The organism is Campylobacter concisus (genome assembly GCF_015679985.1).
Lineage (GTDB): Bacteria > Campylobacterota > Campylobacteria > Campylobacterales > Campylobacteraceae > Campylobacter_A > Campylobacter_A concisus_AC.
In genome coordinates this window covers 1,153,841-1,168,680 of sequence record NZ_CP049239.1, presented here as the reverse complement: position 1 = coordinate 1,168,680, position 14,840 = coordinate 1,153,841, and the positions used below count along the sequence as shown (strand labels likewise).

Genomic DNA, 14,840 nt, shown 5'->3' with positions numbered 1-14,840 from the left:
TTATACTGCTTTCTTTTACGCTTGAGGTATTTTACTTTTTAAACAAAACGCCAAAAGACAAGGACTCGATAAAACAGACGCATTAATTTGGGCTCTAAATTAAAATTTGGCACATCTCGTCTAAAATTTCTGCTTTTAGGAGCAAGAATAAAAGTTACTGAGAAATTTTTAAGCTACTGCATGCTTCTTCCAAATCAAGCTCGCAGGCTTTTTTGTAGTAGTTTTTTGCTCTATTTTTATCTTGCAATATACCAGCATCTCCAGCTTCGTAGATGAGTGCAAGGGTGTAGCAAGCAAATGCATTTTTTAGTTCGCAAGCCTTATTATAAAGCCTAAGCCCTTCTTCTTTCTCTTGTGCTAGGGTGTCTTTTTGTAGATATATATTTCCTAAAAATAGACAGCTATGTGGATTGCCTAGCTCGCAGGCCTTGTTTGCCATAGCTGACATTTTATCGCGCTCATTTTTATTAAAATAGATATATATAAGATCGGTGCAGCTTTCTACGTTATTTAAAGCGCATTCACTTTCAAGCTTAGTGGCATCAAAATTTTTACCCCAAGAAAATAGAACACAAAATAAAATTAAAATTACTTTTTTCATCTTTTGGCTCCATAAATTTTTATTATTTTATAAAATTAGCTCCATTTTTACTCTAAATTTTTCAAATTTTGCTAACATTTCGGCTTTTTATGAAGGTAAAAATTTGACATTTAACTACGTTTTTAAACTATCTATTCCTATTTTTATGGGCTATTTCCCACTTGGCGTCGCATTTGGCGTGCTGGCAAAGAGCATGGGCGTTAGCGCGTTTATCTCCGTCGCTCTTAGCACTCTTGCCTACGGCGGCGCGGCGCAGTTTATGATGCTCTCGCTCTTTAGCGTTGGCACGAGCTACGTTGAGGTATTTATCGTGAGCTATCTAGTAAATTTACGCCATACTTTTTATGGAATTTCACTTTTAAAAGAGTATAGCGGGATCAAATTTAGGCTTTTAAACATCGCTTTGCTAACAGATGAGACCTTTGCGATATTTAAAAATTCGGGACTAAAAGAGGCAAGTGATCGAAGTTTTGTCTTTACTTGGCTAAATATCCTTTCTTGGTCTTACTGGGCGGCTGGAACGTTGCTTGGTGCGATACTTGGCGATCTTATAAAGGCTGATACAAAAGGGCTTGAGTTTAGCTTGACAGCACTTTTTATAGTTATTGTGATTAAAATGTTTAAAAATGATAAAAACTACCGCGTGCTCTTTGCGGCGACATTTTTTGGCGTGCTTGGAGTGAGCCTATTTCCAGCCAAATTTGTGCTTGTTGGCTCAATGGCGCTTTGTTTTGTATTTTTGCTTTTGTTCAAGGATAAAATTTGATAAGTGTAAGCTCAAGCGAGACGGTACTTTTTGTGGCGGTGCTCTTAAGCGCCTTGGCTACTTTTATAACGAGAGCAACGCCGTTTTATGTACTGAAAAACTATAAGCCAAACCCTTACTTAGACGCCATTGAGAAGCATATGGGCATGATGATAATGGTCGTTTTGGTCTGCTACGGCTTAAAAGATACGAAATTTAGCGAATTTCCTTACGGTTTAAGCGAGATAGTAGCGGTTTTTACAGCTATTTTGATGCATTTAAAATTTAAAAATACCCTTCTTAGCATAGTTATTTCAACCGGAATTTATATGTTTTTGATAAGAATTTTTTAAATAAATATAAAATTTGGAAGTTAATAATTTTTTTAAATAAATGGCATTATAATTACTTTGCAAATTTTAATGCAAAGGAGCTAAAATGCGTTTAATCTTTAAGGCGGTGTTACTCATGATTTTAGGTGCTACTTTAGCGGTTGCTAAGCCAACCATCTACATACTAGCTACTGGTGGAACGATAGCAGGAAGTGGCTCAGGATCGCTTGATTCGAGCTATACTTCTGGAACTGTTACAGTCGATAAACTAATCGCAGCCGTGCCAGATATCAACAAGATCGCTACCATAAAAGGCGAGCAAATTTCAAATATCGGCTCACAAGATATGAACAACGAAGTTTGGCTTAAGCTTGCTAATAGAATAAATGAGCTTCTAAATAGCGGCAAAGCCGATGGTATCGTCGTTACTCACGGCACAGATACTATGGAAGAGACGGCGTACTTTCTAAATTTAGTCGTTAAAAGCGACAAGCCAGTCGTGCTTGTAGGTGCAATGAGAAATAGTGGCTCACTAAGTGCAGATGGCCCACTAAATTTATTTAACGCTGTAAATGTAGCTATTAGCAAAGATAGTGTAGGCAAGGGCGTTGTGGTTACTATGAATGACGAAATTCACGCTGCTAGAGAGGTAACCAAAACCAACACAACAGGCGTTGATACATTTAAATCACCAAACAGCGGCAAAATCGGCACAGTCTTTTATGGCAACGTAAAATACTATATGAATCCGATCAGAAAACACACGGCAAAATCAGCATTTGACCTAGAGGGCGTAAAAGAACTTCCTAGAGTTGATATCATCTACTCTCACGCAAATGACAATCCTGACTTTGTAAAAATAGCTGTTAAAAACGGCGCAAAAGGCATCATCAGCGCTGGTCTTGGCAACGGCAACCCTTACTTTAGCGTACTTGACGCACTTGGCGAGGCTTCAAAAGCTGGCGTAGTGGTAGTTCGCGACTCACGTGTAGGAAGTGGCGAGACGACCATGAACGGCGAAGTAGACGACGCAAAATACGGCTTTTTAACAAGCGATAATCTAAACGCGCAAAAAGCTAGAGTGCTTTTGATGCTTGCACTTACAAAAACAAGCGACAAAGCCAAAATTCAAGAGTATTTCTTAACTCACTAAAAAAGAGGCGGCTTAGTCCGCCTTTTAAATTTAAGCTATAAATTTGATCGCTGGATCTGATCTATAGCTTAAATTTTTATATTTGTTAGCTAAATTTCAAGGCTTTTTATGGACTTCTTACTCTTTTTCGCCACTCTTGCTCCTATCTCGCTAATGCCAGGCATCAACATGACCTATGCGATGAGTATCGGTATGGGCTTTGGCTATAAGCACTCGCTTATTATGATGACCGGGCAGCTTCTTTCGCTTGCTTTCGTGGCATTTTGCTGTATGCTTGGCGTGGGCGCGATGCTTCATCATTTTGAGTACGCATTTAAGGCATTAAACATCATCGCAGGCCTTTATATGCTCTATCTTGGCGCAATGCTTCTTTTTGGCAAGGGCGAGCTTAGCATAACAAACGTCTCAAATTTACCAAGCAAAAAGCAGATGTTTATAAACGGCCTCATTGTTTGCATCACAAATCCAAAGGCATGGATATTTTTCTCGGTTTTACTGCCTACATTTTTGGATAAAGAAGATCCCTTTAGCCTAACTCGTATGTGCGCGATCACGGCAACGCTCGTTTTCATCGAGTTTTGCTCGCTAAATATCTATGCGCTTGGCGGAGCTATGCTAAAGAAATTTTTACAAACGCACCTAAGGCTGCTTGAAATTTGCACCGCCATTATCGTCTGCACGATCGGCGTACTTTTACTTTTTAGATAAATTTAGCCTCTTTTTATATAGCTTGGCTAAAATTTGCTCGGTTTGCGCTACATTTTTGGCAAAAGGAGAAAAAGATGAAAAAATTTCTATTTATACTTACAAATCAACCATACAACGGTACCGATAATGCTTACAACGCATTAAGGCTAGCTAAAACGCTAAAAGAAAAAGGCGAAGAGGTTAGAATTTTTCTAATGAACGACGCGGTCGATCTTGCGCGAAATAGCACCAAAAAGCCGGAAGACTACGACGTAGATCTAGTAGCGATGTTAAAGGAGCTTTACGCTAGCGGCGCTATGTTAAAGGTTTGCGGTAGCTGCCAAACGAGGTGTGGTTTGCATGCGGGAGAGCCTTATTTCGAGGCTGAAGTGAAAGGCAGCATGGATATCTTGTCCGAGTGGGTTAGGCAGTGCGATCAAGTGATGACGTTTTAGAGTAGGCGAAAGAGAATTTATGAGCGTAACATTTAAGATAAAAAACAAAAAGAAGCTTTTCGGCGGATATGAAAAGGCGCTAAGCGAGCGCGAAATTTCAGAGTTTATAGAGGGATTTTGCTTTTTTAATAGCCAAAATGACGAGCCGAGCGAGCTTTCGCTAAACGAAAACGTGATGATTGCAGGCGTATGGCAAAAGAGCGCTCGCGGCTTTGAGCTAAGCTACGAAGACGGCAAATATATCGTTCGGGTCTGTACTCCAAGCGGCGTTGGCGACTGGCAGACGGCGATTTTGTTTCTTTCTAAAATTTCAGCCAAAACCGGCTCGAAAATAGAACGCGACAATGAAGAAATTTACGATAGCGAGCAAATTTTAAAATTTGATTATGAAGCCGACATAATGTGGGGACTTGAAGCTCTAAAGGACGCAAAAGAGAAAAATCAAATGCTTTATATCTCTGGCCTGGAGCGTGACGTGGCGTTTGATGCGGTTATGATAGATGAAATTTTTGCAAGCGCTAGCCCTGCGGCTAAATTTGATGAGATGATGAGGCGGGTGCAGTATCTTGACGCTTATAGCGCAAGAGAGAATTTATACGAAGATAAAGACGGCAGCGAAATTTTTGGCGCATATACGCTTAGCGAAAATTTACCGACTATCTTGCCTTACGCCCCCTCTCCTTCGTGGCAGGCGCAAGAAGTTCTAGGAGAGCGCAAGGTCTCGCGCTGGATACTTACGCTAGTAGTCGGCGTAGACGATAGGGACGCGCACGTGTTCGGCGAATGCGAATACAATGCCTTTATGGCAAATTTACCAAAAGAAAAATATCGCTTCATAGACGCCGCAAATATACTGGTTGAGCCGCTTAGCGAAGAAGAGATGAGAGAAATTTTAAAAAAGGCAAACGAAGCTTAAGTTAATAAACTGCCGAAATGAAAATTCGCCTCAGACTTGCTTAAAAATTTAAGTCAGTTTCAGGCGCGGATTTAAACTCGTAAAAGCTAGGATTTTACCGGTATTGCCGCCTTTTAGGCTAAATTAGGCGAAATTTAGCCTAAACTAATCTAGGATTTGCGTGATTTGAAAAAGGATAAAAATGAAAATTTTAAAAACTATTTTAGCGGCGGCATCGGCGGTTTGCTATCTAAACTCGGCCGTTTTACCGCAAAACGACTGGAGCAAAAGAGAGCTAAAAGGCGAGGTTAAGAGCATGACGACTACGGAGTACGAATACTCTACGGACGGCTCCGGGACGCTAGAAAATACGCGCGTAAAGCGGACGGAGTTTAACGAAAACGGCTATATAGTGCAAGAAACCGAGCATATAAACGGCGCGCCAAACAGCTCGGTTTTGTTTGAGTACGGCAAAGACGGGCTAGTGCGCAAAAAATATCAAGATAGCGCCGTTTATCTCTACGAATACGAATTTGACGGCGAAAATTTAGTCGCGACGGCCAAAGAGCAGCACGTGGAGGATAGATTTTACCCCCGCACGGAGAAAACTACTTACGGCAAGGACGGCAAAATGATCGCTAGGGCGGCGTATTCCGGCGGGACGCTAGTGACGGACGATAGCTACGTCTACGACGAAAAGGGCGTTTTAACGCGGATAGAAATAATATGGAGCCGCGCAACGGCATAGAGATAAGCTTCGAGCGCAAGCCAAACGGCGAATACGAAAAAATCACGCAAGCCCCAAACTCAAAATGGATTTATTACTACGCCGCAAACGGCGACGAGATGGAGTATACGTCGGTAAATTACTTCGGCTCTGAGGCAAAAATCGGGCAAATCTTGCAGTTTAAAGATATAAGCAGGGACGAGCGGGGAAATTTGACGCATAAAACCTCGGTCAAATTTAAGCCCGCGGACAAATACTACGAAAACGGCGACATAACGGAAATCGGCCTATATAAAAAGCTAGAAATCAACTACGAATATTACTAAAGTAAATTTTTGAGCTAAGGTTATTTTTCCGAAAAAATTTCGCCGTTTATTATGGATTTAACCGTTAAAAACCCGACTATCAAAATCGAAGCGACTAGAGCCGCAAAAGCGCCGACGCCTAAAACTAAGTAAAAATCGCTTTGCGTAATTTCGTAAGCTTTTAAAAACGCTATGGAGCTAGCGGCCGTCGGGAAGGTAAAAGCCCACCACGATAGGGCGAATTTGAGTTTAATAAATCTTTTATACGAAAAAAGTATAAGCGCCGCGAAAAACACGTTTATATTAAGCAGTATCGCCGCAAAAGCGTCGAATCGCTCGGTCAGTTTTACGTATCCCAAAAACGCCATAGCCGGCGGCGCTAGCTTAATGACTAGCGTCGGAACGAATTTGTCGGCTAACTTATCGCAGAAGACTAGCCTATAAAATATAACGGCGAATAAAATAATCCAGAAAAATAGCCCCAAACTAAAATAATACCAGATCGCTTGAGATTTTTCGGCTATGATCGGGATTAGTAAGTTGCCCACTACGGGGATAAACCATGCTGGATTTAGCATCGCGATATCGAATTTTTCGTCGATCCAAAAAGAAATTACATAAAGCGTAAAAATCGTTTGCAAGCCTAAAGCCGCGTAAAAAAGCGAGTAGTATAGTCGCGGCGCGTCTTTGTAGGCTAGAGCTAAAAGAAAAAGCGAGATGATAAATCCGCCGAAAAAATTTATCTTTATAGGGTGCGAAAATTCGGCCTTTACTTCTTCTTTAAATTTTAAAAGCTTAAAGAGGTAAAACGCCGAAAGTAGGCAAAATACCGTGCAGTCTAGCGCTCTAAGCGCCGAGAATATCTCACCGGGCAAATCAAATATCTCGCTTAATTTCTTATAAGCCGCGCAAAGCCCTCCAATCCCCATAGTACCGGCAAAAAGCATAATCGGAAGCGATTTTATTTTGCTTTGCGAGTCGTTTTTTTTAACGTCGTGCATTGTTTTTCTTTTTGTATTAAATTTTTATGCAATATTACCTATAATAAGGTTAAATTTTTGTAACGAAGTCACGAAAGGGTAAAATGCTAAGCGAAGAGTTAAAAGAAATTTTGCGCGAAAGGTTTACGAATAATTTCGATCTAGCAAGCGAGGATCTAAATGCGATCTTTGCTAACGCGTATCTAAAAACCGTAAAAAGGGGCGATATATTTTACTCCGGAAACGATTGCTTAGGATTTATCCTTATACTAAAAGGCGTTTTAAGGGCGTTCGTGTCGTCTAGCGCAAAGGAAATAACGATATTTAGACTAACTAAAGACGAGAGTTGCGTGCTGTGCGATACGTGTTCTATAAATTCGCTAGAAAATAAAGTAAGCGTCGAAATCGAGCAAGATAGCGAGATCATCGTTATTCCGGCGCGAATTTACAAACCTCTTAAAGAAAAATATCCGAGCATTTTAAATTTTACTCTAAAAATCGTAGCCGATCGGTTTGCCAGAACGATAAACGTTATGGAACAGGCTTTGTTTTCGCCGCTTTCGGCGCGGATTATGAATTTTTTATCCCAAAGCATCGAAAACCTAAACGAAAATTTTATAAAAATAACTCACGAAGAGCTGGCGAATCATCTAGGAAGCGCTAGAGAAGCGGTATCTAGGGTGCTAAAAGAGCTTGAGAGAAGCGGGCAAATAACGCAAAGCCGCGGCGAAATAAGGCTTGTTTCTTAAGATTCTCGTTTTAAGGTAACTTTGTTACGGAGAGAGCGGCCTTTTTTATGTAGCATTTCATAAACTCGTTTGAAAGGAGAATTTATGAAAGGACTGCAAAGAAGAGACGCTTTAAAGCTAATGGGGGCTGCGGGACTAGCCGCTGGTATGAGCGGTTGCTCGGCAACGGGCGACGAAAACGACGATATAAATTCTAAAATCGTCATAATGGGCGCGGGACTTAGCGGTATCGCGTTGGCGGCTAAACTTAGAAGAGATATGCCTAACGCCAAGGTAATTCTCGTGGATAAAGACGAGAAATTTTACTATCAGCCGGGTTTTACGCTAATCGCCGTCGGAATTTACGAAGCTAGCGACGTCGTTTACGAAAAAGTGGATTATATCCCGCAAGGAACCGAGTGGATACGCAAAAACGTATCGGAGATAAAGCCCGAAGCCAATCTGCTCGTCTTAGACGACGGGAGCGAGCTTGGGTATGATTATCTAATCGTAGCAAGCGGCGTGGAATACGATTTTGAAGCCGTTAAGGGGCTGAGCTTAGAGGATATTAACGATACGAGCGGCAATATATCCTCCGTCTACACCCTACAAGGCGCCGTAAAGAGCAACGAGCTGATGAAAAAAATCTCTCAAAACGGCGGCTCGGCTGTATTTTGCGATCAAAAAACCCCGATGAAATGCAGCGGCGCTAATAAAAAAGTAACTTGCATGAGCGAAGATAGGCTGAGGTTGGCCGGCAACCGCGATAAAGGCAGCGTTAATCTTTACGTCGGCGGCGGCAAGCTTTTCGGCGATCCGACTTATGCCGCGGCGATGACTCAAATAATGATAAAAAGAAAGATAAAATTTAATCTTCGCCACCAAATCGTAGCCGTCGATAAAAGCTCAAATGCCGCTACTTTCGAGTTTTGGACGGCGTATAGGCAAAACGGCGAAGACAAAATCGCGTCCGAGCTAATCGACGTAAAATACGACTGGCTTCACCTGCCGCCTAAGCAAAAAGGAAGCGAAATTTTAGCTCGCGCCGGCCTAACCAAAGAGGCCGACAAGCTAAATTTTCTAGCCGTCGATAAATACAGCCTGCAAAGTACAAAATTTAAAAATATATTCGGTATCGGCGATATTTGCGGATTTGCGTCCGGCAAAACGGGGGCTAGCGTTAGGAAAATGTATCCGATCTTGGCTAAAAATTTAGCCGACACGATAAAAGGACGAGAACCTAGCGAGAAATTTACCGGATATACGGCTTGCCCTTTTATCACCAAATACGGCAAGGCTATAATGGTAGAGTTCGACTGGGAGGGAACGGCTCCGACGTTAGAGTGCTTCGGCGCTACTAGAGAGAGCTACATGAGTTGGCTGGTTAAAATTTACGGATTTAAACCTATGGTTATGAACGGAATGCTAAAAGCTTTAGCTTAAAGGAGATAAAATGAGCGTTTTAGATAAAACTATACGTTTGATTATAGCGGCGATTTGGTTTTTTATTTTCGGATTTATTTGCGACTGCTGGTTGTGGACGGTCGGACTAATTCCGCTTTTAACGGGATATTACGGTTACTGCCCGCTTTATAAAATTTTCAAGAAAAGGTAAAAATATGGTAAGCGTAAAAAGTAGAATTATTAGGGTTGTACTGGGGCTGATTTTTACGGTAGCGGTTTGGTATTTTTACGAGAGCTACTGGGCGTTAATCGGTTTAATCCCGATTATCATCGGCGTTACGGGTTTTTGCCCGGCGTGTAAATTCTTGGGCAGGTGCTCTTTAAATTTAAAAAAATAAAAGGGGCGTTTAGCGCCCTTTACCTTGCCCTTTAGCCGTTTGGGCCGCAAATTTTATTCGCCGTTTGATGAATTATTTAGCTACTTTTGGCTAAAATCTCGAAAATTTAAAAAAGGCGAAACGATGAATAAAGTTTGGAAATTCGGCGACAATATCGATACCGATATAATTATCGCCGCCAGATACTTAAATACTTCCGACGAAAATATCTTAGCAAAACATATAATGGAGGACGCCGATCCTAATTTTAGCGCCAAGATAGATAAGGGCGACATTATCGTAGCGGGCGAAAATTTCGGCTGCGGTAGCTCTCGAGAACACGCTCCTATCGCGCTTAAAGCCGCCGGTACAGGTGCGGTGATAGCTAAAAGCTATGCGAGAATTTTTTATAGAAATAGCTTTAATACGGGGCTTTTGATACTTGAAATCAAAGAAACGGACGAAATAAACGAGGGCGACGAACTAAAAATAGACGTAGATAACGGCGCGGTCGTAAATTTAACTAGCGGCAAAGAGTATAAATTTAGCCCTATACCGCCGTTTATGCAAGAGCTTCTAAACGCCGGCGGACTTATCGAGTACGCAAAAGCGAAGATGAACTAAGGAGCGGCGATGAAAAACTATAAAATTTGCGTTATAAAAGGCGATGGCATCGGCCCTGAGATCATAGATGAGGCGATAAAAATTTTAGATATTGTTAGCGCTGAGTTTGGGATAAAATTTGAGTACGACTATAAGCTTATGGGTGGTGCAGCTTATGATGTATTTGGCGTGCCTTTGCCAGATGAGACTCTTAGTTCTGCTCTAAACTCTAATGCTGTGCTTTTTGGAGCGATCGGTGGCGAGAAGTGGGATAATTTGCCAAGACATCTAAGGCCAGAGAGCGGGCTTTTAAAGATTAGAAAAGAGCTTGAAGCTTATGCAAATTTACGTCCAGCCATCGTTTTTGATGAGCTAGTGGATGCTAGCACGCTGAAGCCAGAGGTTTTAAGAGGCGTTGATTTTGTCGTGGTTCGTGAGCTAACGGGTGGACTTTATTTTGGACAGCCACGTGAAAAAGGCGAAGATAGAGCGTTTAATACGATGGTTTATTCTAAAATGGAGATCGAGCGCATAGCAAAGATCGCCTTTGAGACGGCTATGCTTCGCAAGAAAAAGGTCTGCATGGTCGATAAGGCAAATGTGCTTGAGACAAGCCAGCTTTGGCGCGAGGTGACTAGCGAGGTGGCAAAGGGCTATCCTGAAGTAGAGCTTAGCTTTATGTATGTCGATAACGCAGCGATGCAGCTAGTAAGAGCGCCAGCAAATTTTGACGTCATACTTACTGAAAATTTATTCGGCGACATTTTAAGTGATGAAGCGAGTATGGTCTGTGGCTCGATAGGACTTTTGCCAAGCGCTAGTATGGGCGGTAAAGTGGGAATTTATGAGCCGATACACGGCTCAGCACCAGACATCGCAGGGCAGGGCATAGCAAATCCGATCGCGACCATTTTAAGTGCAGCAATGATGCTAAGATACGCATTTAGCGAAAATGATGCCGCAGATGCGATAGAAAATGCTGTTAAAGAGGCGCTTGCAAAAGGTTATAGAACAAAAGATATCGCTGCTTTTAACGCAGTTGAAATTTGCTCAACTAGCGAGATAGGCGATGTTATCGCAGGATTTATCAAAAAATGAAAAACACAATCACTGAAGCACTGATCTACGAAGCTCAGGGGCTAAAAGATGATGCACTTGAAATTTATAAAAATATCTTAAAGCAAGATCCGTCAAACAAAGATGCCCTTAGCGCGATAAACCGCCTGAGCGGACTTCGCAAAGAGCGAGCGATAAAAAACGAGCAGATGAAAGAGTTTTTTATCAGGATGAAAAGTGATGAAGAGATAAATGAATTTAAAAGGTGGTTGATAAGATTATGAAGCTTGATGATATCGCTAGAATGGCAATCAGTGAGGTTAGCGCTGAGCTTGAAAAAATAGAAGCACTGCAAAATAAAAAGCAAGAAGAGCTTGAGCGAGAGAATTTAAAAAAAGAGCTTTTGGCCATAGAGAATAATGAAAATGCACTAAATAATGAGCTAAAAGTTGAGGCAAATTTACAAAATGAGCAAGTGTTTGAGGTAAAAGAGGAGCCAGTAAGTCCAATAAAAAATAGAGAGGTGAGCGAAGAAAAAATTTTCTTAGCAAACCTTGCTGAGCGCATAGAAGTGCTTTTTGAAGGGCTTAAACAAACTAATGAACAAAATCTTGCTTCAAGGCTTGAGCTAACGACAAAATTTTTAGAATTTACCCTTGCAAATATCGAAAATAGACTCCAAAATCTCTCAAAATAAGCCATTAGACGGCTCAAAAAATGAGATAAAAATCAAAAATGAAATTTATAAAAATAGCGAGCTAGACTTTTTTAGATCGCTATTTGCTCCATTTACTTCACGTGTTTATCTCGTGGGTGGTTGCGTGAGAGATGCGTTCTTGGGACGAGAAATTTATGATTATGATATCGAAGTTTATGACATTGAACCTACTAAATTTAATGAGCTAATGGCTAGCATTGGAGCGAGCGGCGTTGGTAAAAGCTACTTCATCTATAAATATAAAAACTACGACATTGGGCTTCCAAGAAGCGAGAGCAAAACTGGAAATTTGCACAAAGACTTTGCAGTAAGCTATATTAACGATCTCAAAATAGCGAGCCTTAGGCGAGATTTTACGATAAATGCCATGATGATGAATATCTTTAATGGAGAAATTTTAGACTTTTACTGCGGAAAGCAAGATTTAGCAAACAAGACATTAAGGCACATTGATAGTGAAAAATTTAAAGAAGATCCGCTAAGGATACTTCGTGGCGTGCAGTTTAGCTCTAGGCTTGACTTTGGCATAGCCGATGAGACGCTAGCTCTTATGAAAAGCCTTAGTTTAGAGTTTTTAAGCAGAGATAGGATAAATACTGAGCTTATTAAATTTTTTCGCGCAAAGCATCTTGAAAAAGGAGCTTACTATCTTTTTGAGCTTGGACTTTTTAAAGAAATTTTTGGTATGCAAATTTCTATGGATGATGAGTTTTTAAGTGATCTTAAGAGTGCTAGAAAATTTGTGAATGATGAGAGATTATTTTTGTATCTTTTGTTTGGCAAATTTGAGCTTGACGCAAAAGAAATTTTAGAGAAAATGCATCTGCCAAAAAGCTATTTTTCCATCTTAAAAGAGCCTTATTTTAAGCATATGCCAAGCGATAAAGGGCTAATGCAAATAGCACTTAGTATGCCTATAAAATCATGGCTTGGAGCTTACAATAAAGAGCGTATAGAGCGTGCCAAGAAGCTTGGAATTTATGAGGTAAAATTTGACGCGAAAGTTGATGTAGCGGAAATTTTATCAGCTGGTTTTAAAAACGAAGAGATCGCAAAAGAGATAAAACGCAAAGAAGAGCTTGCGATCTCAAAATATCTTAATGAGCAAAAATTTTAAATCTCTTAAAAGCCCATTTTGGCTAAAATAGGCTAGTTTATAACACTTTTTAAGGCAAAGAAAGCTTATGTTTAACATAGTCTTAGTTCATCCTCAGATACCGCAAAATACTGGAGCTATCGGTAGAATGTGCGTTAATGCAAATTTAAAGCTACATATCGTTAAACCCACCGTGTTTGATCTGAGTGAAAAGGCTGTTAGACGAGCAGGGCTTGACTACTGGAAAATTTTAAATCCAAAAATTTGGGATAGTTTGGAAGAATTTTTAGAAGCAAACTTAAGCCACAAGGATAGATTTTTCTTCGCTACCACAAAGACAAATAGGCTTTACTATGAGGCTAGGTTTAAACCAGGAGATTTTATATTTTTTGGTGGTGAGAGTACTGGGCTGCCAAGAGAATTTATGGATATAAATTTTAAAAACGCCATAACCATACCAATGGGAAAAGAGGGCAGGAGCTTAAATTTAGCTATGAGTGCTGGCATTATCGCTTATGAGGCGATCAGGCAAAATATCGCTGAATTTGACTTTAGGAGTGAGATTTGAGAGTAGTTTTTGCTTTGTTTTTTACCATTTTAGTGGCATTTGCGAGTGAAATTAGCATCGCAACTTATAATGTGCAAAATTTATTTGATTGCAAAGATGATGGTAGCGAGTATCTTGATTTTAAAGTAGGCGTATCAAAGTGGGACTGCGAGGCGGCTGATTCAAAACTACAAAGGACAAGACAAGTCATAAATGCACTAAATGCAGACATTATCGCACTTCAAGAGATCGAAAATGAGCAGGTTTTAAAAGCTCTGGTAAGTGATAGCGAGTATAAATTTATAAGCTTTACAAAGGAGAAAAATTCGCCTGTTGGGCTCGGGCTTATTTCAAAGTTGCAGCCAAGTGGCAGTGAAATTTTTAAAGTTCCAAACGTAAAGACGAGAAATATTTTAAAGGTTGTTTTTGAGATGGAAGGTAAGAAATTTAGCATATTTGTAAATCACTTTCCAACTTATAAAAATGGTATAAATATGCAAAAAAAGGCTGAAAAAACGTTAAGAACAGCTCTAGGTAAAGAGAAAAATGCAATTATTTTGGGTGATTTTAACTCGCCCTTTGGACAAAAATCCATCCTAAATGACATCATTGCAACGAGAAATTTTTATGATCTTTATAAAGAGATTGAGCCAAAAGATAGATATTCTCACGCAGTACATGGCAAAAAAAGAGCAATCGATCATGTTTTACTTTCGCCTAGTTTTATGGAAAATGGCGATCTAAGCTATGTTAGTGGTAGTTTTGAAGTCTTTAAACCAAGCTTTGCAGTCGATGAAAAAGGCTTTGCAAAGAGCGACCTTTACTCAGATCACTTTGCATTAAAGTTTAAAATTTCAACTGATCCAAGCCCAGTAAAAAAAGGCTTTGTGAGTAAAATTTTTAAAAAAGATGAAAACAAAGCCAATAAAAAAACAAGCGAACAAAACTATAAGACGGCTGATGTGGATACGCTTTTTGATCACCCAGAGGCAGTGCCAGCAGTGATTGAAAAAGTGGTTGTTATCTTAAAAGATAAGCATGGCTTTATTATCTCGAAAAATCACCGCGGAATTTATGTCTATGATCCTAAAAATAGTGTTATTGTAGGCGAGGAGCTAGATGTTTTAGTAAGACGAATGAAAATTTATAAAGATGCGCTTGAAGTCAGCTCTTATGAGATCATAAATGAGCATGGCACAAAAGATATTAGCGAAAATTTACTAGATGCATCGCAACTAAGTGAAGCTAGAAGTGGCGATGTCTTTGCTAAAATTTCGGGCAGGCTTGAGAGAGGCTACCTGCATACACCATACGGTAAGATCAGGGTTTATAGCAAGAAAAAGCTAAAAGATGGCGAGTATAATTTTGAAAATGCGAGAGTTAAAATTTATAAGAGAGAAAACCAAATCGTTGTGGAGTAGAGAGTGCAAA

Annotated in this window: 21 protein-coding genes; 19 read left to right on the top strand and 2 right to left on the bottom strand. The window is 40.2% G+C overall.

Annotated features, from left to right (window positions below; all coding sequences use genetic code 11):
- Nucleotides 1-154: 154 nt before the first annotated feature.
- On the bottom strand, nucleotides 155-601 hold the full coding sequence (locus G5B98_RS05940; protein WP_103604795.1) for a tetratricopeptide repeat protein: 447 nt from the start codon (nucleotides 599-601) through the stop codon (nucleotides 155-157).
- A gap of 103 nt (nucleotides 602-704) precedes the next feature.
- Between G5B98_RS05940 and G5B98_RS05935 the strand changes: the two genes are divergently transcribed.
- The 8 genes from G5B98_RS05935 (at nucleotide 705) to G5B98_RS09440 (ending at nucleotide 5,921) form a co-directional block, all read left to right on the top strand.
- A complete protein-coding gene (locus tag G5B98_RS05935) occupies nucleotides 705-1,367 on the top strand; it encodes an AzlC family ABC transporter permease (RefSeq protein ID WP_196086330.1) in 663 nt (220 codons plus the stop codon).
- Entirely contained in the window at nucleotides 1,364-1,699 is a 336-nt protein-coding gene (locus G5B98_RS05930) for a branched-chain amino acid transporter permease (RefSeq protein ID WP_196086329.1), read from the top strand. The genes G5B98_RS05935 and G5B98_RS05930 overlap by 4 nt, the downstream gene beginning before the upstream one ends.
- Before the next feature lie 85 nt (nucleotides 1,700-1,784).
- On the top strand, nucleotides 1,785-2,831 hold the full coding sequence (locus tag G5B98_RS05925) for a type II asparaginase (RefSeq protein ID WP_196086328.1): 1,047 nt from the start codon (nucleotides 1,785-1,787) through the stop codon (nucleotides 2,829-2,831).
- 108 nt (nucleotides 2,832-2,939) lie between these two features.
- Nucleotides 2,940-3,539 carry a LysE family translocator gene (locus G5B98_RS05920; protein WP_196086327.1) on the top strand — a complete coding sequence of 200 codons (600 nt, stop codon included), beginning with the start codon at nucleotides 2,940-2,942 and terminating at the stop codon, nucleotides 3,537-3,539.
- 74 nt (nucleotides 3,540-3,613) lie between these two features.
- On the top strand, nucleotides 3,614-3,973 hold the full coding sequence (locus G5B98_RS05915) for a DsrE/DsrF/TusD sulfur relay family protein (protein WP_021091421.1): 360 nt from the start codon (nucleotides 3,614-3,616) through the stop codon (nucleotides 3,971-3,973).
- 19 nt (nucleotides 3,974-3,992) lie between these two features.
- Nucleotides 3,993-4,889: a DUF4299 family protein gene (locus tag G5B98_RS05910; protein ID WP_196086326.1), complete on the top strand. Its 897-nt coding sequence runs from the start codon at nucleotides 3,993-3,995 to the stop codon at nucleotides 4,887-4,889.
- A gap of 181 nt (nucleotides 4,890-5,070) precedes the next feature.
- The gene (locus tag G5B98_RS09445) at nucleotides 5,071-5,616 is read left to right on the top strand and encodes a hypothetical protein (RefSeq protein ID WP_232524561.1); all 546 of its coding nucleotides are present in this window, start codon (nucleotides 5,071-5,073) and stop codon (nucleotides 5,614-5,616) included.
- Entirely contained in the window at nucleotides 5,595-5,921 is a 327-nt protein-coding gene (locus tag G5B98_RS09440) for a hypothetical protein (RefSeq protein WP_232524560.1), read from the top strand. Before G5B98_RS09445 ends, G5B98_RS09440 begins: the two co-directional genes overlap by 22 nt.
- A gap of 20 nt (nucleotides 5,922-5,941) precedes the next feature.
- On the opposite strand, the gene G5B98_RS05900 is transcribed toward G5B98_RS09440, so the two are convergent.
- Entirely contained in the window at nucleotides 5,942-6,901 is a 960-nt protein-coding gene (locus tag G5B98_RS05900) for an SLAC1 anion channel family protein (protein WP_196086325.1), read from the bottom strand.
- Between the two features lie 83 nt (nucleotides 6,902-6,984).
- Here G5B98_RS05900 and G5B98_RS05895 point away from each other — a divergent pair, with 83 nt between their 5' ends.
- The 11 genes from G5B98_RS05895 to G5B98_RS05845 all read left to right on the top strand — a co-directional run bounded on the left by G5B98_RS05895 (nucleotide 6,985) and on the right by G5B98_RS05845 (nucleotide 14,830).
- Nucleotides 6,985-7,629, top strand: coding sequence for a Crp/Fnr family transcriptional regulator (locus G5B98_RS05895; protein WP_103580276.1), 645 nt, complete (start codon nucleotides 6,985-6,987; stop codon nucleotides 7,627-7,629).
- 84 nt (nucleotides 7,630-7,713) lie between these two features.
- Nucleotides 7,714-9,051: an NAD(P)/FAD-dependent oxidoreductase gene (locus tag G5B98_RS05890; RefSeq protein ID WP_196086324.1), complete on the top strand. Its 1,338-nt coding sequence runs from the start codon at nucleotides 7,714-7,716 to the stop codon at nucleotides 9,049-9,051.
- A gap of 10 nt (nucleotides 9,052-9,061) precedes the next feature.
- Nucleotides 9,062-9,223, top strand: a complete 162-nt coding sequence (locus tag G5B98_RS05885) for a YgaP family membrane protein (RefSeq protein WP_021091464.1) — start codon at nucleotides 9,062-9,064, stop codon at nucleotides 9,221-9,223.
- A gap of 4 nt (nucleotides 9,224-9,227) precedes the next feature.
- The gene (locus G5B98_RS05880) at nucleotides 9,228-9,410 is read left to right on the top strand and encodes a YgaP-like transmembrane domain (RefSeq protein ID WP_196086323.1); all 183 of its coding nucleotides are present in this window, start codon (nucleotides 9,228-9,230) and stop codon (nucleotides 9,408-9,410) included.
- Nucleotides 9,411-9,533: 123 nt separating this feature from the next.
- The gene (locus tag G5B98_RS05875) at nucleotides 9,534-10,013 is read left to right on the top strand and encodes a 3-isopropylmalate dehydratase small subunit (RefSeq protein WP_196086322.1); all 480 of its coding nucleotides are present in this window, start codon (nucleotides 9,534-9,536) and stop codon (nucleotides 10,011-10,013) included.
- 9 nt (nucleotides 10,014-10,022) lie between these two features.
- Complete coding sequence (gene leuB, locus G5B98_RS05870) at nucleotides 10,023-11,090, top strand: 3-isopropylmalate dehydrogenase (protein WP_196086321.1); 1,068 nt, start codon at nucleotides 10,023-10,025, stop codon at nucleotides 11,088-11,090.
- Nucleotides 11,087-11,332 (top strand): hypothetical protein, encoded by a 246-nt coding sequence (locus G5B98_RS05865; RefSeq protein WP_021089560.1) that lies wholly within the window; start codon nucleotides 11,087-11,089, stop codon nucleotides 11,330-11,332. Before leuB ends, G5B98_RS05865 begins: the two co-directional genes overlap by 4 nt.
- Complete coding sequence (locus G5B98_RS05860) at nucleotides 11,314-11,745, top strand: CiaD-like domain-containing protein (protein WP_232525357.1); 432 nt, start codon at nucleotides 11,314-11,316, stop codon at nucleotides 11,743-11,745. Before G5B98_RS05865 ends, G5B98_RS05860 begins: the two co-directional genes overlap by 19 nt.
- Nucleotides 11,705-12,883, top strand: coding sequence for a CCA tRNA nucleotidyltransferase (locus G5B98_RS05855; RefSeq protein ID WP_196086320.1), 1,179 nt, complete (start codon nucleotides 11,705-11,707; stop codon nucleotides 12,881-12,883). Before G5B98_RS05860 ends, G5B98_RS05855 begins: the two co-directional genes overlap by 41 nt.
- A 67-nt stretch (nucleotides 12,884-12,950) precedes the next feature.
- Nucleotides 12,951-13,430 (top strand): tRNA (cytidine(34)-2'-O)-methyltransferase, encoded by a 480-nt coding sequence (locus G5B98_RS05850; protein WP_103577356.1) that lies wholly within the window; start codon nucleotides 12,951-12,953, stop codon nucleotides 13,428-13,430.
- Complete coding sequence (locus G5B98_RS05845; RefSeq protein WP_196086319.1) at nucleotides 13,427-14,830, top strand: endonuclease/exonuclease/phosphatase family protein; 1,404 nt, start codon at nucleotides 13,427-13,429, stop codon at nucleotides 14,828-14,830. Before G5B98_RS05850 ends, G5B98_RS05845 begins: the two co-directional genes overlap by 4 nt.
- The last annotated feature ends 10 nt before the right edge of the window (nucleotides 14,831-14,840 follow it).